This is a genomic window from Labrys neptuniae (assembly GCF_040797145.1).
GTDB lineage: Bacteria > Pseudomonadota > Alphaproteobacteria > Rhizobiales > Labraceae > Labrys > Labrys neptuniae.
Genome location: NZ_JBFNQD010000001.1, coordinates 39,062 through 59,375, shown reverse-complemented (window position 1 = coordinate 59,375; position 20,314 = coordinate 39,062). Strand labels below are relative to the sequence as shown.

The window sequence follows — 20,314 nt, the reverse complement described above, 5'->3', positions numbered from 1 at the left end:
ATATCGGAAACGAATTTTCCTCAACGAGACAATCTTCGAAACTAATCATCTCAGATGATGACATGGTTTCGGCATTCCCCCTCCTAAAGAGTTAATATTTGTACCGTCTCTACTCCTTATAAAATTTCACCCAAGTGATATCATCAGTGTTACTGGACTGGGGGCATTCCAGAAAGAGCGAGTTACTGACCATGAACATCGCCTTTGAAAGCAAAATAGAGAGAGGACCGCCATCAAATTCCGTTGAAATAGATCACATACTCGAGACCAGCGAACGAGCATTCAAAGAAAATTACAACATTCGACCTTTCAAAGTTCATCACACACTTTGCCGGAGCGGCTTGTTCGAGATCCCCGAGATCGTCAAAACTGCTCGCAGCATCATCGAGAGTGGCAATGCCGCCGACTTTCTCGCACTCGATTTGAGAAAGGAATCGATCAGCAGCAAATTCACCGAGGCTGCGCAGCATGATCGCCTGACAGAGGTGATCGAGCGCCTCGGCGAGGGCGGTTCCTGGATCAGGCTTTCGCGTACGCAGGACTACAATGGCGACTATGCCCGGGTTCTGGCCAAGCTCATCGACGAAATCGGGATCTATGCCGATCGTCCGTTCCGCCAGGAGGTGACCTGGGCAACCCTGACCGTGATTCTGACTTCGCCGGGGATTTCCACCCCCTTCCATATCGACCACGAATCAAACTTCCTGTTCCAGATTCAGGGCGAGAAGGATGTCTGCCTGTTCGATCCCGGGGATCGCGAAGTCCTGCCGGAAATCGAGCTCGAACGCTTCTATGCCAGCAGCTACAACACCCCGCGCTACAAGCCCGAACTGCAGAGCCACGGCCAGATCTTCAAGCTGACGCCTGGCGAAGCCGTGCACCATCCGCCGGTGGCGCCCCACTGGGTCAAGAACGGCAGCAACATCTCGGTCAGCCTGAGCATTTCCTTCTGCATGCGCCCGTTGGAGCAGCGAGCCAGGATCTATCAGGCTAATTTCATGCTGCGTCAGCTTCGGCTGAAGCCCAGACCGCCCGGCCTCTCCCCGAGACGGGATGCCCTCAAGGCCAAGCTGGTCTCAGCCCTCGAAATGCCCAATCCCAAGACCTTCCAGGACATCGTCTATTCCCCGATGACCCGGCTGAAATCGCCCATGCAATTCCTGAAGAAAGTTTCCGGCCATCGAGGGAGCGCCTGAAAGTCGAGGTGCCTTCCGGTCGCGCGCCATTCGAGCGATCGATGGGGCTGCCAAAAAGAAAAACCCGGCGCTGTCGGAACGCCGGGCCAAGGTGGTTGCTGTCTCGCTGAATCGCGAGGCAGCGGTGATAAATTTCATATCACGTGATACGCGCGTGACGCGAAAGCTGGGACGCAAAAGCTGGACGGACACGCTGCCCTGATCCCGGCGTTCCCCACCAAAGAAAAAGCCCGGCGATACGCTACCTGCCGGGCCAAGATCGGATGCGACGTATCGGGCCGGTATTGGGACGGCCGACAACGCGCGATGATTAGACCAAATGGTGTGACGGGAGCGTGATAGAGCTCGGCCCGCTATGCCTCCGCCATTCATCGCAGCCAGTTTCTTGATGAAGAGACCGCTTGCTACCCCATCTCTGCGCCCTGCTGCCATCGCCGGCCGTCACGGCTTGGATAGCCGCTTCACATTGGACCGAACCTTGCGTCGATAGTCTCGAACCACGGCACCAGGCGCCGCGCCCGTCATCAGCTTGCCAGCGGCGTTCTGTGCGGCAGCGACTTTCTCGCTGATCATCAGCTTGGCCTCGCGCTCGGCACGGCTGCCACCCTGTGCCAGCCGAAGCGTACGCAGCCAGATGGCCTGCTGCGATTCAAAAGCAAGCATCGACATGTCGTAAAACAGTTTGAACATCAGGTCTCCTATGCCCTTGCGTAACATAGCCCGATGTTTGCGACGCAGCTATGTCGATCACGCAAGTCCGGCATTCACACCCGCTGTTCCTCCGCGACGACAGCCCTCCTTCGCCGCTCCTGCTGAAGAGGACGACCTGCCCCTCCGGCCTTCGGGCTGGAGGAGCTTCCTGCGTTTTGCTTCAGAACGCGTTGGTGGCGTCCTTGCGCATCTTCTTCACGACGGGATTGGCCCCCATCCACAGGAACAGGCGCGTCAGGGCCACAAAGAGCAGGAACAACCCACCGAGCACCAAGGGTACCAACCATTGCTCTTCGCCGCGCAGGCGGAAAGAGCCGAGACTGCCCAGCTCCTGCCAACTGTCGGTCAAGGCAACGAAGCCGAGGACCACTGCCAGATTGAAAGCCAGCGATATGACGAGCCCGACAAGCGCTATCAGCCACGCTTTGCCGCCCCTGGGTTTCGTGCCGGTGCGGGTGGCATAGTATTTTCCGGTTCCTGAGCCCGCCGTCATCAAGGGCAGCACGCCCAGGAAGGAATTCTTGCTCATGTCGATATGCAAGAAGGCCTCCAGCAAGAAGGCAATGACCACGACGGCGACCGCCGCAAGAACATATATCCATGAAAAGCGAAAGACCGCTGCTCCGAATGAAACGGTATTGGTCGCCGGAACGTAACTATCCACTTACAAGCCCCCCAAGGCTCAAACGAAACTCAGCAGGCTGTACTCAACCAGCATTCGAGCGTCCCTCTAGCTGATTCTCCTTGCTGTTATGAGTTGTACGTTCGGACTAGGCAGTTCCAAGCGAAACGCATCGTCACCTCTGCTTACATAGGAACGCCGGATCGAGGCGTATGGGAGCATGATGCATATAGCCAAAGAAAAGCCCGACGCGACAAGGCATTCCGTGCCGGGATCTCCGGATGCTATGATGTCACCGAGGTCAGAGCGCGGTAAGCAACAATCGATCAATAGATCGAAGAGCATGACAGGGATGCGATGCAGCTAAACTGGCCATTGCCCCGTCGGATCATATCCTTGGACCTCGACTGTATTCCAAATGTTCTTCACCATATACCAAGATCGGGAATTTCGTTTATATCAAGGTATGCAACGCCAATACCTATGTATGGCCCGACTGCGCCTGACGTCTAATTCTCATCTAAGTTTCAGCAGTCTAACTCACGGGCGTTCCCACCCCGGGAACCCGGAGGCCCGGATGACAACCTCAGCAAGGCGTCCTCCCCGGGCCTCCCCCCTTTTTGGGCGATCCATCCTTTGCATATGCAACCGCGATTGACCTTTTTCTCGCGGAGGACGCGAGCCCATCTGTCCTGATCCTCGGTCGGGAAGAAGTGAGCGAGGCAATGTGCGCCCTGTGCGAAAACGCACAACCATGTGCCGCGGCACAGGCTAAGCCGCGCATGGATCATCTCGATGGTCCACGCAGTGCATCTCGACACATCTCCATCAGACCCGAGCCCGCTCCATGATCGCCAGAGCCCCTATCCTGCTGCCCGCCGCGTTGATGTGCCTGGTCGCGCTTGCGCCCACCGGGCTTGCCGCTCAAGAGGCCGCCATGGCGAACGCTCCTGCAACGGCCTCCGCTTGCGCTCCAGGCTTCCATTTCAATCAGTGGCGCAGATGCGTACCCAACCGCTCCATCAATGACGCCAGTCGCGATGCATTCGATCCCCGACGCATGGTGTCGAGTGCTTCGGTCGGCCAGACATCGGAGCATCGCAAGAATATCGACGTGTGTCCGCCATCGCAGCGTCCCAATCACGCCGGCCAATGCATTCCCAACGGTTGACGGGAGCCGACACACCTCGAAAACGACCGATACTGCCGAATTGCCCCCTCATCGGCCGGCAGCAGAGGGACCCAAGGGCCCGTGAGCCCTTCGTTACCCTTCTGCGTAGTTCGAATAGGCCCTTCAGGCAGCGCGCTTGCGCAGGCTCTTGATGCCGCGCCAGACCAGGAACAGCACCACCGGCGCCGCGCACAGCATGGCAATGGCCTTGTCGACATGCCAGATATGGCTGACGCCCTCGATCATGTAGCCGATGATGGCAAGGGCATAGTAGGAGATCGCGATGATGGAGAGCCCCTCCACCGTCTCCTGCAGACGATATTGGCTTTCCGATGTGCGCGAAATGGTATCGAGAATCGTCTGGTTCTGGGTTTCCAGGCTCAGGCTGATATGGGCGTTCAAGAGTTCCGCCGAACGTTCCAGCTTCATCGCTACCGCCTGCAGGCGCTTTTCCGTCGCCAGGCAGGTGGCTACCGCCGGTGTGGTCCGATTGGTCAGATAGCGGTCGATGGTGGTGAACTCGCCGATCGGTCGCTCGACGAGTTGCCGCAGACGGGTGTCGAGCACGGCCGCATAGGCCTGGCTCGCCGCGAAACGGAAGCTGGTTTCCTCGATGCTGCGGCCGACCGCGGCCGACAGCGCGTGGATGCTCTCCAGTGCCTCCCGGTTCTCCCCGGTCGAGTGGGCATGGCCGACGCGTCCCATCACCTGACTCACAGCCCCCTCGAACTGGCGGATCGTCGAGCCGAGCGCCCGAGCCACCGGCAGGCCGAGCAGGACGAAATTGCTGTAGGTCTCGATCTCCAGGAGCCGGCGCACGAGCACGCCGCGGCGCAAGACGTTGCACTGGCCGGCCGCGAGTTCGTAGCGGGTGAAGCCGTCGCGATCACGATTGAAGTCGGTCGCGACCTGGGCCCTGCCGTCATAGAGCTCGGAATAGCACAGGCTGACCGGGTTGAAGCCGACCAGCGCCGCTTCCGCGATCGTGTGGGTTTCTGTCAGGTCGACACGCGTGGCGCTGACCCGCTGCAGCCCCGCAAAGCAATCCAGGCCGATATCCTCCGGCCAGGGCTCGCGGTCGGTGAGATCGGACTGCCAGGTCAGGGTCGCAAATTCGTTGTGGAGTTCGAAGGTGGCCTTGCGCCCTCCCCGTTCCACCTTGATATGGCGTGTACGGGCGTCATCGAAGGGCAGCAGGGACTGGCCGGCGAAAAGGGCGAAGCGCCGTGCCACCTCCTCCAGCGAAGGTCCGGCGCCCGTTGGCATGAAGGCGATCCTGCGGATCCGAGCCGAGGTTGCGATCGGCTCCGTCGGCCGGGCATGCAATTCGGCATAGATGGCCGCTCGCTCCGGATGGTCGACAAACGGGGGCTCGCTCGCTTCCGAGACGCCGATCGCCGTCATCGTGATTTCTCCAATTCCATTGCGCCGAGCCTTTCGAAGCAATTTCCGGGCCATGGCCTGCTGGTTCACCCACCCGTACCCGCAGGAAATACACGCCAGCGTTGCAGTGCGAAAGGCTGAACAGGCGCTCTCGCCCGCCTCCATTTGACGCGGCACGCCCATTCTTTGCTTCTCATCGACGGTTGCGGCCCTTACACCGGCATGTCGCAATCGCCCGTCAGGAGCACGAGAGCCATCGTGAGTATCATCTTGGTCACCGGGGGCGCCGGCTATATCGGCAGCCATGTCTGCAAGACCCTGGCCTCATCCGGGTACAGCCCCGTCGCCTGCGACGACCTCTCGAACGGCAGAGAAGCCCATGTACGCTGGGGGCCCCTCGAACGGGGCGACATCACCGATGCGGACTGGCTGGCCGGCGTTTTCGCTCGCCATCGACCCGAGGCGGTCATGCATCTTGCCGCCTATGCCGACGTGGGGTCGTCGGTCACCGATCCCTCGCCCTGCTATGAGGCCAATGTTGCAGGCACGCTCGCCGTGACCGAGGCAGCCCGGCACAACGGCAATTGCCCGATCGTCTTCTCCTCGACCTGCGCCGTCTATGGTGACGCTCCGGCTCTTCCGGTGACCGAAACCTCTGCCACGGCGCCCGTCAGCCCCTATGGCACCACCAAACTCATCGGCGAGCAGGCGCTCCGGCACTATGACGCGGCCTATGGCCTGCCGAGCGTGGTGCTACGCTATTTCAACGCAGCCGGCGCCGACCCCGACGGCGAGATCGGCGAGAGGCATGCGACGAGCAGCCTCGCCATACCCAAGGCCATCCGGGCTGCCCTGGGCCTCGGCCCCGCCTTCAAGCTATTCGGCACGGACTACGGCACTGCCGACGGCACCGCCATGCGCGACTATGTCCATGTCGCCGATATTGCCGATGCACATCTGCGGGCCCTCGATCACCTGCAGGCAGGACGCGGCAGCCTCACGCTCAATCTCGGCAGTGGCCGTGGCGTCACTGTACGAGAACTGCTGAATGCGATCGAAGCCGTCACCGGACGCCCGGTACCGATCGAGCCCCGCCCCCGTCGCAGCGGCGACCCGGCCGCCCTCTATGCGAATATCGAAAGGGCAACCGATGTGCTGGGCTGGACCCCGGCCAACAGCGACCTCCATGGCATCGTCGCCAGCGCCGCGGCCTGGATCGAGAAGTCGCCGGGCTGAGCGATGCCAATGGGCTCCAAACTGTAGTCGCGGCTTCCATTTGAGTAGGATTTGGCGTGTCGGCCTCCGGCTGGCATCTGAAACAAACCGCTTGCCGGCAGGCCAAATGCCAGCCCCGCTCCATCACCTGATGGAGCTGTGAGGCTGACATCCCGAAATCGCCGAACCACAAATGCAGTTGTTGTATTAAGCTCCGTCTGTTCCCAGCAGGCGTGCATATTTGTCTGTGGCCTCGACCAGACGATGCAGCGTGCCCGGCTCGGAGAAGGAATGGCCGGAATCCTCCACCATCTGCAATTCCGCCTTGGGCCAGCGCTTGGCCAGTTCCCAGGCCGTGACCGGCGGACAGACCACGTCGTAGCGCCCCTGTACGATGGTGCCGGGAATATCGGCGAGCTTGCCCGCGTCGCGCAGCAACTGCCCCTCCTCCATCCAGCCGCCATGCACGAAATAATGGTTCTCGATGCGGGCGAAGGCCAGGGCGAACTGTTCCTGGGCATGGCCGGTGGCGGGGCCTTCCGGCATCAGGGTCGAGGTCTCGCCTTCCCACACGCTCCAGGCCCGGGCCGCTGCCAGGCGAACCGCAGCATCGTCGCCCGTCAGGCGCCGGTGATAGGTCAGGATCGGATCGGCCCAGGCATCCTGCGGCAGGTCCTTGCGGAAGGCTTCCCATTTGTCCGGGAAGAAATAGGAAGCGCCCTCCCGATAATACCAGTCGAGTTCCATGCGGCGCAGCGTGAAGATGCCCCGCAGCATGAGTGCCTGCACCGTCTGGGGATGGGTCTGCGCATAGGCGAGCGCCAGGGTCGAGCCCCAGGAACCACCGAACAGGCTCCAGCGCTCGACCTTCAGCACCTCCTTGCGCAGGCGCTCCATGTCAGCGACGAGATGCCAGGTGGTGTTGGCGTCGAGATTGGCATGCGGGCGGGAACGGCCGCATCCGCGCTGGTCGAACAGCAGGATGTTCCAGTGGCGCGGATCGAACAGGCGCCGATGCTTGGCCGAACAGCCGGCACCCGGGCCGCCATGCAGAAAGGCCACCGGCAGGCCGTCGGGATTGCCGGCCAATTCCCAATAGATGGAATGGCCGTCGCCGACATCGAGCATGCCGGAGCGATAAGCCTCGATTTCGGGATAAAGCCCGCGCCTCGGCGTGCCGTCGGGCTCGCTCGAGCGATCAAACGCCATGATGAAATTCCTGCGTACTGAAGTGATCCCTGCCGATGGACGCAGGGAAGCCCTGACAATGCGAATGGCTGGCTTCGGGGGAAGCCAGCCACGGAAGTGGCTGCGGCCGACGAGGCCGGCCGCGCTGTAATCCTCAGTGCAGAATCTGGCTGAGGAAGAGCTTGGTGCGCTCGTGCTGGGGATTGGAGAAGAAGGCGTTGGGCTCGTTGCTCTCGACGATCTGGCCGGCATCCATGAAGATCACCCGGTCCGCAACTTGGCGGGCAAAGCCCATTTCATGGGTGACGCACAGCATGGTCATGCCGTCATTGGCAAGGCCGACCATGGTATCGAGCACTTCCTTCACCATTTCCGGATCGAGAGCCGAAGTCGGCTCGTCGAACAGCATGATCTTGGGATTCATGCACAGGGCCCGGGCAATCGCCACGCGCTGCTGCTGGCCGCCCGAAAGCTGGCCCGGATATTTGTTGGCCTGCTCGGGAATCTTCACGCGCTTGAGGAAGTGCATCGCCTTTTCGGTGGCATCGGCCTTCGACATCTTGCGCACCCAGATCGGGGCGAGCGTGCAGTTCTCCAGCACGGTCAGGTGCGGGAACAGGTTGAAGTGCTGGAACACCATGCCGACTTCGCGCCGCACCTCGTCGATGCGCTTGAGGTCGTTGGTGAGCTCGATGCCATCGACGACGATCGAGCCCTTCTGGTGTTCCTCCAGGCGATTGATGCAGCGGATCATCGTCGATTTGCCCGAGCCCGACGGCCCGCAGATCACGATGCGCTCGCCCCGCTTCACGGTGAGGTTGATGTTCTTGAGAACGTTGAACTCACCATACCACTTGTTCATATCGGTGATCTGAACGGCGATCGGGCTGAGTTCTCCAGCAGTGTTTTGAGCGGCGTTAGCCATTTTTCCCCTCAACGTTTGTAACCGGTATCGAGACGACGCTCCAAGCCCTGCGAGTAGCGCGACATCGAGAAACAGCAGATCCAGAAGAAGATAGCGGCGAATGCATAGCCCGTATAGTAGGTCACGGGCGTCGCCCAGTTCGGATCGGGAATGGACGCCTCGATCGTCTTCAGGAAGTCGAAAATGCCCACGATGGCCACCAGCGTGGTATCCTTAAACAGGGCGATGAAGGTGTTGACGATGCTGGGAATCACCAGGCGCAGTGCCTGCGGCAGGATGATGAAGATCAGCATGTAGGAGTAGTTCAGGCCCAGGGCCTGGGCCCCCTCATACTGGCCCTTGGGAATGGCCTGCAGGCCGCCGCGCACCACTTCCGCCATATAGGCCGACCAGAACAGCGCCACGCCGACGAGCACGCGCAGCAGCGAATCCGGACGCCAGCCCTCGGGCAGGAACAGCGGCAGCATGACATTGGCCATGAACAGCACGGTGATCAGCGGCACGCCGCGCCAGAACTCGATATACATGACCGAGATGGTGCGGGCGATGGGCATGCGCGAGCGCCGCCCGAGAGCGAGGAGCACACCGAGCGGCAGGGACGCCACGATGCCGACCACGGCGATCACCAGCGTCACGAGAATGCCGCCCCACAGATTGGTGGGGACATGCACCAGCCCGAAGAAGCCCCCCACCAGCAGCCAGAAGGCCAGCAGCGGGAAGACGACGAAGAAGTAGAGAACGCCCCAGCCCTTCGCCCCGATCCGCGGCCAGAGCAGCCAAAGGACTCCGATGGCGGCCAGCAGGCCCGTGAGGTTGACGCGCCAGCGCTCGTCGACCGGATATTGGCCATAGATGAAATATTGCAGACGCGTCTCGACGAACGGCCAGCAGGCACCGACATGCCGCCCGACATTGGCCTCGAGGCAGGCATTGCGGTCGGTGCCGGTCCAGACGGCATCGAAGATCATGAAGCGCAGGACGCCCGGCAGCACCCAGAGCACCAGCAGCACCGCCAGAACGGTGAGGATGGAGTTGGTGACGGACGAGAACAGGTTCTTTTTCAGCCAGCCGAGCACGCCGGTGGTCGCAGCCGGCGGCGGCTGCGGCTCGAAGGTCTTGGTCGAGACGAAGGCCGGGCTGCCGGCGGCGGAAGTTGCGTCGCTCATGGCCCTACCTCTCCACCAGCGCAACGCGCTTGTTGAACCAATTCATGAAGCCGGCAATCGACAGGCTGATGATCAGATAGACTGCCATGGTGATGCCGATGCATTCGATCGCCTGGTTGGTGTTGTTGAGCACCGTGCCGGAAAACACCTGCACCAGATCCGGATAGCCGATGGCCACTGCCAGCGACGAGTTCTTGGTCAGGTTGAGATACTGACTGGCGAGCGGCGGCACGATGATGCGCATCGCCTGCGGGATCACCACCAGGCGCAGATTGTGGCTCGAGCGCAGGCCGAGAGCGCCGGACGCTTCCGTCTGGCCATGCGGCACGCCGCGGATGCCCGAGCGCACCGTCTCGGCGATGAAGGCCGCGGTGTAGATGGTCAGGCCCAGGAGCAGCGCCACGAATTCGGGCTGCAGCCGGAAACCGCCGGTGACGTTGAAGCCGCCGACCTTGGGGTAATCCATGGTGAAAGGCATGCCGGAAGCGAAGAAGGCCAGCAGCGGCAGGCCGATGACCAGCGCCAGATTGACCAGCAGCACCGGTGGCCGCTTGCCAGTCTCCATCTGCTTGCGTTTGCCCCAGATGGAGAAGCCGATGGCACCGAGAACACCGACCAGAAAGGCACCACCGACCAGACCGGCACCCGCCTGCGGCATGGCCGCCGGAAAGAAGATGCCGCGATTGTTGAGAAAGATGCTCTCGCCGAAGGTGATCGACTGGCGCACGCCCGGCAGGGGCTTGAGCACGGCGCCATACCAGAACAGCAACTGCAGCAGCAGCGGGATGTTGCGCACGACTTCGATATAGACCATGGCGATCTTGGCCACGATCCAGTTGTTGGACAGGCGGGCCACGCCGATGATGAAACCCAGGACCGTCGCAAGGATGATGCCGAGAGCGGCGACGATCAGTGTGTTGGTGATGCCGACCAGCAGCGCGCGGCCATTGGTAGACAGCGAGGTATATTCGATCGGCGTCTGGCCGATGTCGAAGCTCGCCGTGCGTCCCAGGAAGTCAAAGCCAAGCGAACGGCCCTGCCTGGCCAGGTTTTCGACGGCATTCCAAGCGCCCGTCAAGATGATGAGCAAGACGATTGCCAGCAGCACGATCTGGAAGACAACAGCCCGTAACTTCGGATTGTTGAACCAGTGGGTACGCCCGCCGCCGTCTCCCCGGTCGACTGCCAACGTCATTGTCTCATTCTCCCCAACACGCAGATAGTCCTCACCCTTTTTTACGGATTCCTCTGGAACAAGGTGCGCTCACGGCTGAGCCTCCTGCCCCAACATCTTGTTTCCAGGCCAATCCGACGGATTGGCTGGAGCGTCCTTGCGATTTTGACTGCCCCCGCCCGATCGCACGACGCTTTGAAAAATCACCCGGCAAATACGGAATGCATCTTGCCGGGGCCGTGCGCCCTCAACGAATGGGCGGTGAATATTGCAGGCCCTTGTCGGTCCATAGGGCATTGAGCCCGCGCTCGATCTTGAGCGGTGACTTCGAGCCGAGATTGCGGTCGAACACCTCGCCATAATTGCCGACCTGCTTGATGATGCGATAGGCCCATTGATTGTCGAGGCCGAGTTGCTTGCCGAAATCACCCTCGCTGCCGAGCAGGCGCTTGATGTCCGGCTTGTCGGACTTCAGCATGTCGTCGACATTGGCCTGGGTCACGCCGGATTCCTCGGCCTGGACCAGGGCAAAATAGACCCATTTGACCACGTTGAACCACTGGTCGTCGCCCTGGCGCACGGCGATGCCGAGCGGTTCCTTCGAAATGATCTCGGGCAGCACGACATGCTCGTCCGGATTCTTGAGGGCCAGGCGCACGCCATAAAGCCCGGAGGCATCGGTGGTGAAGGTGTCGCAGCGGCCGGACTCATAGGCATTCTGCGCCTCGCCGATCGTGGCCAGCGTCAGGATCTGGTAGGGCTTGCCGATGCTGCGGAAATAGTCGGAGAGGTTGAGCTCGTGCGAGGTGCCCTGCTGGACGCAGACGGTCGCGCCATCCAGTTCCTTCGTCGATTTCACGCCCAGCGACTTCTTCACCATGAAGCCCTGGCCATCATAGTAATTGGTGGCGGCGAACAGGAAGCCACCGGTCTCACGCGTCAAGGTCCAGGTGGTGTTGCGCGGCAGGACATCGATCTCCGAGGCTTGCAGCGCGGTGAAACGATCCTTGGCGGAGAGAGGCACGAATTTGGTCTTGTCGGCATCGCCCAGCACGGCCGCAGCGAGGGCCCGGCAGTAATCGACGTCGAAGCCTGCCCATTTGCCCTGTTCATTGGGGATGCTGAAGCCCGCCAGCCCCTGATGGGCGCCGCAGATCAACTGGCCGCGCTGCTTGATGGTATCGAGCGTTGCCGCATCTGCCATGGAAGCACTCAAGGCAGCGAAGAAGCCAACGGTCGCCGCGCAGAGTTGTTGCCTCATCAATGTCCCCCTTCGATCTCGGCCCGGCTCGACAGCGCCCTCGCCGAAGTGCCCTGCCGCCCTGTCTGCGTGCCAGCCCCGGAGGCAAACCTCCGGGGCTGGTCTTGGCGATCTCAACGGATCGGCGGGGCGTATTGCAGGCCCTTGTTGGTCCACAAGGCGTTGAGGCCGCGCTCGATCTTCAGCTTGGATTGGGAGCCGAGGTTGCGATCGAAGATCTCGCCGTAATTGCCGACCTGCTTGATCGCGCGATAGGCCCACTGATTGTCGAGGCCGAGCTGCTTGCCGAAATCACCCTCGGTGCCGAGCAGGCGCTTGATGTCCGGCTTGTCCGACTTGAGCATCTCGTCGACATTGGCCTGGGTCACGCCGGATTCCTCGGCCTGGACCAGCGCATAATAGACCCATTTGGCGATGTTGAACCACTGGTCGTCGCCCTGGCGCACCGCGATCGCCAGCGGCTCCTTGGAGATGATTTCGGGCAGCACGACATGCTCGTCCGGATTCTTGAGGGCGAGGCGCACGCCGTAGAGCTGAGACGAATCCGACGTGAAGGCATCGCAACGACCGCCTTCATAGGCGTTCTGCGCCTCGCCGATCGTGGCAACCGTCAGGATCTGGTACTTCTTGCCGAGGCTCCGGAAATAGTCGGAGAGATTCAGCTCCTGGGTCGTGCCCTGCTGCACGCAGATCGTGGCTCCGTCGAGGTCCTTGGCCGACGCCACGCCCAGCGACTTCTTCACCATGAAGGCCTGGCCGTCATAGTAATTGGTGGCGGCGAACAGAAAACCGCCGGTCTCGCGCGACAGGGTCCAGGTCGTGTTGCGCGGCAGCACGTCGATTTCGGAGGACTGCAGCGCCGTGAAGCGGTCCTTTGCCGAGAGCGGCACATATTTGGTCTTCTCGGCGTCTCCCAACACGGCGGCCGCGAGAGCGCGGCAATAGTCGACGTCGAAGCCCGCCCATTTGCCTTGCTCGTTGGGGATGCCGAAGCCGGCAAGGCCCGCATTCGAACCGCAGACGAGCTGGCCGCGCTGCTTGACAGTATCGAGCGTCCCGGCATTCGCGGCCGCGACACCCAGGGCGACAAACGCACCTGCAATCGCCAGAGAAAATTGCTTCTTCATGAATGAAATCCCTTCGTCAGTGGCTGGTTTGGAGCGGGGCCGGAGCAGCGCAGTCAGTCGCCACCCGAATTCCGCTCCGCAACGGTCCCTCAGGACTTATTCCGCAATTCTCAACGGATCGGCGGGGCGTATTGCAGGCCCCCCTTGGTCCACAGATTGTTGAGGCCGCGATCGATCTTCAGCACGGTCTTGGGGCCGAGATTGCGGTCGAAGCTTTCACCGTAATTGCCGACCTGCTTGACGATCCGGTAGGCCCACTGATTGTCGAGGCCGAGCTGCTTGCCGAAGTCACCCTCGGTGCCGAGCAGGCGCTTGATGTCCGGCTTGTCGGACTTGACCATCTCGTCGACATTGGCCTGGGTCACGCCGGCCTCTTCAGCCGAAAGCATGGCGTAGTGCACCCATTTGACCACATTGTACCATTTATCGTCGCCCTGGCGCACGGCCGCGGCCAGGGGCTCCTTCGAGATGATTTCGGGAAGCACGACATGGTCGTCGGGATTGGCCATCTTGACGCGCACCGCATAGAGGCCGGAGGCGTCGTCGGTGTTGACGTCGCAGCGCCCGCCCTCATAGGCCCTTGCCGCTTCTTCCGGCGTATCGAAGCTGACGATGTTGTAGGGCAGATTGTGGGTCCGCATGTAGTCGGAGATCGTGAGCTGGCCGGTCGAACCCTGCTGGGCGCAGATCGAGGCTCCCGAGAGTTCGGTCGCCGATTTGACGCCGAGTGACTTCTTCACCAGGAAGCCTTGGCCGTCATAGAAATTCACGCCGGCGAAGAGCATGCCGGCGGTGTCGCGGCCGAGCGTCCAGGTCGAGTTGCGGTTGAGCACGTCGATCTCGCCGGACTGCAGCGCGGTGAAGCGGTCCTTGGTGGAGACCGGCACGAATTTGGCCTTGGTAGCGTCGCCCAGCACGGCTGCGGCGATTGCGCGGCAATAGTCGACGTCGAGGCCGGTCCATTCGCCCTTCTCATTGGGGGCGGCGAAGCCCGGCAGTCCGGTGTTGACGCCGCAGATCACCTGGCCGCGCTGCTTGATGGTATCGAGCGTATCGGCGTGTGCGCCGACCCCACTCAACGCCAGCGCCGCACCGGCTACCGCGGTAAGAAGTGTCTTTCTCATGGATGGAGGCCCCTGTTCGCTTCGTTGTCAGTGTAACGAGAAGGCCCTTGGACGGCTGGCCGCGGCGTCAGAACCGGGCCGCCCCACCGGGCATGTTTGACGTTTCCAAAGCTCAAAGCGCGTTCTGTCGCGAGCGCCCTCTGACTCTGGTTTCTTGTTTCGACGCGTCGTGGCGATCTTCGGCGTATCCGCCAAATCCCTCAACGCTTTAGGACAAAACACGCTTAGACGGAACGCATTTTGAACCACATCTTTGTTATCGACGACAGGGCGAGGCCTGAAACCATCGCCAGACTGTTGAACGTCGTGATTTTTTTGAACTGCCGCCACCTCTTCCTGCGTTCGCGAATGGATGTTTCGAGCGTTCCCGGTCAATGGCCGGGAGGAACGGGCGTTCCGTCGAGGAGGTATGATGACGAGCTCAACGATCCGGACATGCCTCGCCGGAGATGAGGAGCGACCTGCCGGCCGTGCGTGCTGAAGCGGTCATTGCAAGGTCCCCCGTATCGATCTGTCCCGCGGCAAAAGCGCCCAGCTTGTTCTCGCCGGTTACGACCCGTGCCTTGCAGCCGATTGCAAGCGCTTTGGCCGCCCACGTCAAGCGGAATTCGCGAAAAGCGGGCGAATATTCACAAAACTGGCCTGTGGAAGATGTCGCGGCCTTCGAGATTGACGCAGGGGCGGCCGGGGACGAATGTAACCGTTTCAGGACCCAATCGAATCTATCATGAAGAAGATCAGCAAGGACGAGATCGCGACCTTCGGTGAAAATACGCGTCTGGTCATCGGCGGGCGTGAACCATCCGAATATCACGGCTTCGTCAACCCGCCCGTCTACCATGGCTCCACCGTTCTCGCTCCGACGACGAAGGATCTCATCAACCACACGCCGCGCTACAGCTATGGCCGCCGCGGCAATCCGACCAGTGACGCCCTGGAAGAAGCGCTGAAGACGCTCGACGGCAGCGCCGGTGTGGTGCTGTGTCCCTCGGGGCTATCAGCTGTCTCGACCGCCCTTCTCTCCTGCCTTTCGGCCGGCGACCATTTGCTGATGGTCGATTCCACCTATCAGCCCACCCGCCAGTTCTGCGACAAGGTGCTCGGCCGCTTCGGCATCGAGACGACCTATTACGATCCGCTGATCGGCGCCGGCATCGAAACGCTCATTCGCCCGAATACCAAGGCAGTCTATCTGGAAGCCCCCGGCTCGCAGAGCTTCGAGATGCAGGACGTGCCTGCGATCGCCGAGGTCGCACACCGGCACGGCGCCACCGTGCTGCTCGACAATACCTGGGCCACCCCCTTGTTCTTCGACGCATTCGGCCATGGCGTCGATCTTTCGATCCAGGCCGGAACCAAATATATCGTCGGCCATTCCGATGCGATGTTCGGCGTGGTCTCGGCCTCACGCAAGGCCTGGCCGGCGCTGAAGAGCTTCCACGGCGATTCAGGTCAATGCGTCGCGCCCGACGACATCTATCTGGCGATGCGGGGGCTGCGCACCATGGGCGTGCGCCTGCGCCAGCATCAGGAAAGCGCGCTGCGGGTAGCGAAATGGCTGGCCAAGCGCCCCGAGGTTCACCGCGTGCTGCATCCCGCGCTGGAGGGCGATCCGGGTCACGCCATCTGGAAGCGCGATTTCAAGGGCTCGTCCGGCCTGTTCTCCATCGTGCTGCAGCCGGCGCCGATGGAGGCGATCGGCGCCTTCCTGGACGATCTGAAATTCTTCGGGCTCGGCTATTCCTGGGGCGGCTATGAGAGCCTTGCCCTCCCCTTCGACTGCAAGACCTATCGCAGTGCCACGAGCTGGGATCCGGGCGGCCCCTGCGTGCGCATCCATGTCGGCCTGGAGGACGTCGCCGACCTGATCGGCGATCTCGACGCGGGCCTGGCGCGATTCAGGGCGGCGCGGGGGTAGCATCGGGCGCCCCTGCCGCCCTCTTGCTATTTCGGTAGCAACTCCCAGGTCATACCGACATTTACTTCGATGGTCTGAATGCCTAGTTTAAGGGGAACTGCAGAGGCATCGTCCTTTCCAAAGACACGGTAGTCCGCACGAAGAGCCAAGGGAAGGATCTCCGTCTGCGGCATGACTCTCAGAACACGACCGAGGCGGACGCCGGCAGCATCCGCGTAGATCTTCGCCTGTCGCTGGGCCGCCTCCAGTGCTCTTGCGCGAAGCCGAACCGTAATCTCTTCACGTTTTTCGACGCCGAACGTCACACCCAAGACATTGTTGGCACCTGCGCGGATAAGCGCACTGGCGAGGGCACCTGCCCTGGCCGGATCGCGAACCGCAATCTTGAGAACATGGTCGGTGCGATAGCCCTTCTGCTTGCCGTGAACCACGTTGCCCGCCCCTGCCTTCTCTTCCTCGAAGACGGGCCTGAGGGTGAGATCCTCGGTCTTGATGTCGGAACTTGCAATTCCTGCAGATGCCGCCTGATCAAACACCGCCTTGGTCGCGCGCGCATTGTCATCGGTCGCTTGATCGGAATCCTGTGCTTCGGTGCGGATCATTAGGCGGATCACAGCAAAATCGGGCACTGCGTCTTCTCGCGCCTGAGCCTGAACGGTCATGCTCGGTGCGTTGTCCACACCGGTCACATAGGCCATCGCTTCGGCACGGTTCATGGGAAGATCGGCCGCCAGTCCCGCCGAGGGCATCGGCCAGGCCGCGCAAACAAACCCCAGGAAGAGCAGTCTCCAGTTGGCAGGCTTCATCGCGCAGTATCCCCTGGTTGCGAACCGTCCGGATCCTTGACCGCCATGCGGAGCGAAAGGGCCGGCATCTTGCTTTCTTCGGCCGGAAGTTTCGTCATCACAATGACCGGTCGCGAAGGCCGTCGGCGCTGAGGTAGTTATGGCGCTAGCTTGAGGCGCCCTGCCCCTCCGCGGCTTCCTTCGCCTCGCGCTTCTCCTTGAGCACCAGCGAGACGTTGCGGATATAGATCGCCAGGCCCGAGCCCTGGCCGATGATATAGACGAGGTCGGCCCGGACCAGGGCGTAGAGGAACAGGAGGCCGCCGCCGCCGATCGACAGGATCCAGAAACTGAAGGGAATGACGCTCTTGCCAGCCCGCTCGCTCACCCACCACTGGATGACGAAGCGGGCGGTGAACAGCGCCTGGGCGAACAGGCCGAGGACCAGCCAGAAGTCGAAATTGGTGTAGAAGACATTGTGGAGATAGCCGCCGAGGGCATTCGACAACTCAATCAGCATTCTGTCCCCCTCCGCTGACATCAGGCACGCGCTTGCGCCGGCGGATCAGCCACCATACGCCGACGAGATCGAGAATGCCGACCCACAGCCTGTCGAAGAAACCGTAGTTGGAAACGCCGGTCAGCCGGGGCCGATCGACCACATCGACATGGCCGACCTCGAAGCCCTCGCGCTTGACCAGAGCCGGCATGAAGCGATGCAGCGCATCGAAATAAGGCAGGGCCAGATAGACGTCGCGGCGGATGGCCTTGAGGCCACAGCCGGTGTCGCGCGTGCCGTCCTTGAGGACAGAAGCGCGAACCTTGTTGGCGGTACGCGACTGCCAGCGCTTGAAGCCGGTGTCCTTGCGGCCGAGCCGTTGCCCCGCGACCATGCCGGTCGCGGCGCCGCCAGCGATCAGGGCGTCGACGAGGGCGGGGATATAGGCCGGGTTGTTCTGGCCGTCGCCATCGATAGTGACCATCAGGCGGCCCCGCGCATGGCGAATACCCGTGCGCACGGCGCAGGACTGGCCGCAGGATGCCTTGTGGCGCAGGCTGCGCAGGTAGGGCAGTTCGCCCTTTAGCCTTTCCAGCTCCGTCGGCGTCGCATCGCTCGAGCCATCGTCGACATAGACGATCTCGAAACTGCGCCCGGCCAGGGCCGCGGCGATTTCCCGGATCAGCGGCTCGACATTGCCGGCTTCGTTGCGGACCGGAACGATGACGCTGATCTCAGGCGCATTGTCTTGTGATGACATGAAGAGTCGAACCTCAGCGGCGCGCTCGCCACGCCTCGATCAGCGTCTTTGCCGCGTCTTGCCCCCGCAACGCAAGAGCACCATCGCGGTTTTGCCGGAAAACAAGCCCCCGACGACCCAGAAAGTCGGCGAACCAGAAGGTGGCGAACCAGCCGAACAGGGCGCCGGCGACCACATCGGCGGGATAATGGGCACCGAGGATCACCCGGCTGAGGCAGACCAGCCCGCCCAGCACGAACAGCCAGGGACGCCAGCGCGCCCCGCAGAGCAGGATGATCACCGCAGCCACCGTCCAGGCCGTGGTGGCATGGCCGGAGGGGAAGCTGGCATTGGCGGCGCGCCAGGAAAAGGGTTCGAAACTCCAGCTTGCGCCCGCCTCGACATGCAGCGGCCTGACACGGCCGATCGCGCGCTTGATGACATTGACGGCAAGCCCTGTTCCCGCGATGGCGACGAAGGCAAAGGCAAGCTGCAGCCAGAGCTGGCGCAGGGCGGCATCGAGCCGTGGCGGCAACTCCAGATCGACCACGCCGAGCAGGACAAGCGCCACGCCGAGCGGAATGAGATAAAGGCCGGAATCACCGAGATAGGTGACGAAACGCGCCAGCCGCACCACAAGATGTGGCCATTCGGGCAGGATGTGCAGGGAAGCCGGATCGGCGAGCACCATCAAGGCGATGACGAGCACGCCGCCAAAGGCGATGGCGGCGGGCGTCGCCACCCGTCCGAACAGCGGCCGTGCCGGCAGGCGCGCCGGTGCCCGCAGCCGCTGGCCAAGCGCGCGCCAATTCTGCGTATGCGACCATTGACGAATGGCATTTCTCATGACGCGTGGCCGGTCTCTACAGCGCCATCGGGCGAAGGCACGAGCTTGGCGCGGCCGGCGCCGTCCCGAAGGCCAGCCCACCGCATCATGCCACTCACTTGCATTCCGTCTGCGGCAGGAAATCGAGCGACACCATCGTTCCCTTCAGGCGGAAATCGCCATAATCCAGGGTCAGGCTGCCTGAAATGCCATCGGCGTAGAGCTCGAAGGACATGGTATAGACGGGGGTCTCCTCGCCGACGGCCTTCTTGGTCGGGTCGAAATAGGAAATCGTCACGGGCCAGCGATCGACGCCATCGAGTTGCTTGGCCTTGGCCTCGACGCCTTCGCGCGGCTTGTCGGGGCCGATCTTGGCACCGATCACCGCGAGGGTGTTGTAGATCTTCTGGCCGCCATCCGATCCATCATAGACCTGGCTCTCGAACACATGCTCGCCGGCCCGCGCCGCCAAGACGATCGCCTTCATCTGGCCCGTGGGAAAGAGAACCCGGTCGGACAGATCGAATTTGGTGGATTTGGGCTTCTTCAGCGCGACGCCGACCGTGCCGCTCTCGGCTCGGTTGGCCTGGCCATCGACGCTGCCATCCAGCTTCTGGTTGGTGAAATTCTGGGAATTGAAGCGGAAATTGCGCCCCTTCTCGTCCTCGAACGTGGTGGAGCGCAGATCCGAGGTGTTGACGCCGCCGCCGCTCAGGCCGATTTCGGTGACCTGCCGGAAATTGAGCGCGTAGCCGCTGCAGGCATTTCCCGAGAAATCATACACGATGCGCCCGCGCATGCTGTCGACGCTCGACTGGTCCTTGCGGCGGTCGAGATTGAGATCGTAGACGGCCCGGTGCGCGACGAAGGGAACGGTCGCCGCCGCGGGGATCGCAGCGCTCGCCGCCACCTTCTGGGGCGCAACGCCGTCCTGCGCCGAGGCCATCCCCGGCACAGCCAGGAAGAGCACGGCCGGAAGAAGCACGATCCTTGGATGGACCGGAAGTGTCATCCGCATGAAGCAAATTTCCGTTTCAAAAATCGGCATTACCATAAGTGGCATGCCCTGATGCCACAATGCTCAAAGAGCCTGCCAATCATGACGGAATTAGGCCCAAAGATTGTGCCATTCCACATTCATCAACAACACCGTTTACGATCCGTTCGCGGCCGCGATACGAACATGCCATAATGAGCCGAACTGCGAATCGCCAAGCAGAGTACGATCCTGGCGCCGGACGGCTGGGCGGTGGAGACCGACAGGAGCCAGCTGGAAAACGCCCT

The 20,314-nt window shown here is 61.9% G+C and carries 18 protein-coding genes; 3 read left to right on the top strand and 15 right to left on the bottom strand.

Annotation, left to right across the window (positions count from 1 at the left end; translation table 11 throughout):
• The first annotated feature begins 341 nt into the window (after window positions 1-341).
• Window positions 342-1,196, top strand: a complete 855-nt coding sequence (locus ABXS05_RS00275) for a cupin-like domain-containing protein (RefSeq protein ID WP_367622518.1) — start codon at window positions 342-344, stop codon at window positions 1,194-1,196.
• A gap of 441 nt (window positions 1,197-1,637) precedes the next feature.
• Here ABXS05_RS00275 and ABXS05_RS00270 read toward each other — a convergent pair whose 3' ends face one another.
• The 3 genes from ABXS05_RS00270 to ABXS05_RS00260 form a co-directional block, all read right to left on the bottom strand.
• Window positions 1,638-1,886 carry a hypothetical protein gene (locus ABXS05_RS00270; protein ID WP_068298675.1) on the bottom strand — a complete coding sequence of 83 codons (249 nt, stop codon included), beginning with the start codon at window positions 1,884-1,886 and terminating at the stop codon, window positions 1,638-1,640.
• A 181-nt stretch (window positions 1,887-2,067) separates the two neighbouring features.
• Entirely contained in the window at window positions 2,068-2,571 is a 504-nt protein-coding gene (locus ABXS05_RS00265; protein WP_367622517.1) for an ABZJ_00895 family protein, read from the bottom strand.
• A gap of 1,252 nt (window positions 2,572-3,823) precedes the next feature.
• On the bottom strand, window positions 3,824-5,104 hold the full coding sequence (locus ABXS05_RS00260; RefSeq protein ID WP_367622516.1) for a DUF3422 family protein: 1,281 nt from the start codon (window positions 5,102-5,104) through the stop codon (window positions 3,824-3,826).
• Between the two features lie 237 nt (window positions 5,105-5,341).
• Between ABXS05_RS00260 and galE the strand changes: the two genes are divergently transcribed.
• Window positions 5,342-6,319 carry a UDP-glucose 4-epimerase GalE gene (gene galE, locus ABXS05_RS00255; RefSeq protein ID WP_367622515.1) on the top strand — a complete coding sequence of 326 codons (978 nt, stop codon included), beginning with the start codon at window positions 5,342-5,344 and terminating at the stop codon, window positions 6,317-6,319.
• A 186-nt stretch (window positions 6,320-6,505) separates the two neighbouring features.
• On the opposite strand, the gene pip is transcribed toward galE, so the two are convergent.
• The 7 genes from pip to ABXS05_RS00220 all read right to left on the bottom strand — a co-directional run bounded on the left by pip (window position 6,506) and on the right by ABXS05_RS00220 (window position 14,263).
• A complete protein-coding gene (gene pip / locus ABXS05_RS00250; protein WP_367622514.1) occupies window positions 6,506-7,507 on the bottom strand; it encodes a prolyl aminopeptidase in 1,002 nt (333 codons plus the stop codon).
• Window positions 7,508-7,640: 133 nt separating this feature from the next.
• A complete protein-coding gene (locus tag ABXS05_RS00245; RefSeq protein ID WP_068295475.1) occupies window positions 7,641-8,411 on the bottom strand; it encodes an amino acid ABC transporter ATP-binding protein in 771 nt (256 codons plus the stop codon).
• Between the two features lie 8 nt (window positions 8,412-8,419).
• Complete coding sequence (locus ABXS05_RS00240) at window positions 8,420-9,577, bottom strand: amino acid ABC transporter permease (protein ID WP_311940398.1); 1,158 nt, start codon at window positions 9,575-9,577, stop codon at window positions 8,420-8,422.
• Between the two features lie 4 nt (window positions 9,578-9,581).
• Window positions 9,582-10,772 (bottom strand): amino acid ABC transporter permease, encoded by a 1,191-nt coding sequence (locus ABXS05_RS00235; protein WP_311940400.1) that lies wholly within the window; start codon window positions 10,770-10,772, stop codon window positions 9,582-9,584.
• 226 nt (window positions 10,773-10,998) lie between these two features.
• Window positions 10,999-12,012, bottom strand: coding sequence for an amino acid ABC transporter substrate-binding protein (locus tag ABXS05_RS00230; protein ID WP_367622513.1), 1,014 nt, complete (start codon window positions 12,010-12,012; stop codon window positions 10,999-11,001).
• 113 nt (window positions 12,013-12,125) lie between these two features.
• Window positions 12,126-13,139, bottom strand: a complete 1,014-nt coding sequence (locus ABXS05_RS00225; RefSeq protein ID WP_311940404.1) for an amino acid ABC transporter substrate-binding protein — start codon at window positions 13,137-13,139, stop codon at window positions 12,126-12,128.
• 110 nt (window positions 13,140-13,249) lie between these two features.
• Entirely contained in the window at window positions 13,250-14,263 is a 1,014-nt protein-coding gene (locus ABXS05_RS00220) for an amino acid ABC transporter substrate-binding protein (RefSeq protein WP_311940406.1), read from the bottom strand.
• Window positions 14,264-14,990: 727 nt separating this feature from the next.
• Here ABXS05_RS00220 and metC point away from each other — a divergent pair.
• The gene (gene metC / locus ABXS05_RS00215; protein ID WP_367622512.1) at window positions 14,991-16,181 is read left to right on the top strand and encodes a cystathionine beta-lyase; all 1,191 of its coding nucleotides are present in this window, start codon (window positions 14,991-14,993) and stop codon (window positions 16,179-16,181) included.
• A 26-nt stretch (window positions 16,182-16,207) separates the two neighbouring features.
• Here the strand turns inward: metC and ABXS05_RS00210 are convergent, their stop codons facing one another.
• The 5 genes from ABXS05_RS00210 to ABXS05_RS00190 form a co-directional block, all read right to left on the bottom strand.
• A complete protein-coding gene (locus ABXS05_RS00210) occupies window positions 16,208-16,987 on the bottom strand; it encodes an SIMPL domain-containing protein (protein ID WP_367622511.1) in 780 nt (259 codons plus the stop codon).
• 145 nt (window positions 16,988-17,132) lie between these two features.
• The gene (locus ABXS05_RS00205) at window positions 17,133-17,486 is read right to left on the bottom strand and encodes a lipid-A-disaccharide synthase N-terminal domain-containing protein (protein WP_367622510.1); all 354 of its coding nucleotides are present in this window, start codon (window positions 17,484-17,486) and stop codon (window positions 17,133-17,135) included.
• Window positions 17,476-18,225, bottom strand: coding sequence for a glycosyltransferase family 2 protein (locus ABXS05_RS00200; RefSeq protein WP_367622509.1), 750 nt, complete (start codon window positions 18,223-18,225; stop codon window positions 17,476-17,478). Before ABXS05_RS00200 ends, ABXS05_RS00205 begins: the two co-directional genes overlap by 11 nt.
• Before the next feature lie 13 nt (window positions 18,226-18,238).
• Window positions 18,239-19,051, bottom strand: coding sequence for a phosphatase PAP2 family protein (locus ABXS05_RS00195; protein WP_367622508.1), 813 nt, complete (start codon window positions 19,049-19,051; stop codon window positions 18,239-18,241).
• Between the two features lie 94 nt (window positions 19,052-19,145).
• Complete coding sequence (locus ABXS05_RS00190) at window positions 19,146-20,048, bottom strand: cell envelope integrity EipB family protein (RefSeq protein WP_367622507.1); 903 nt, start codon at window positions 20,046-20,048, stop codon at window positions 19,146-19,148.
• Window positions 20,049-20,314 lie beyond the last annotated feature (266 nt).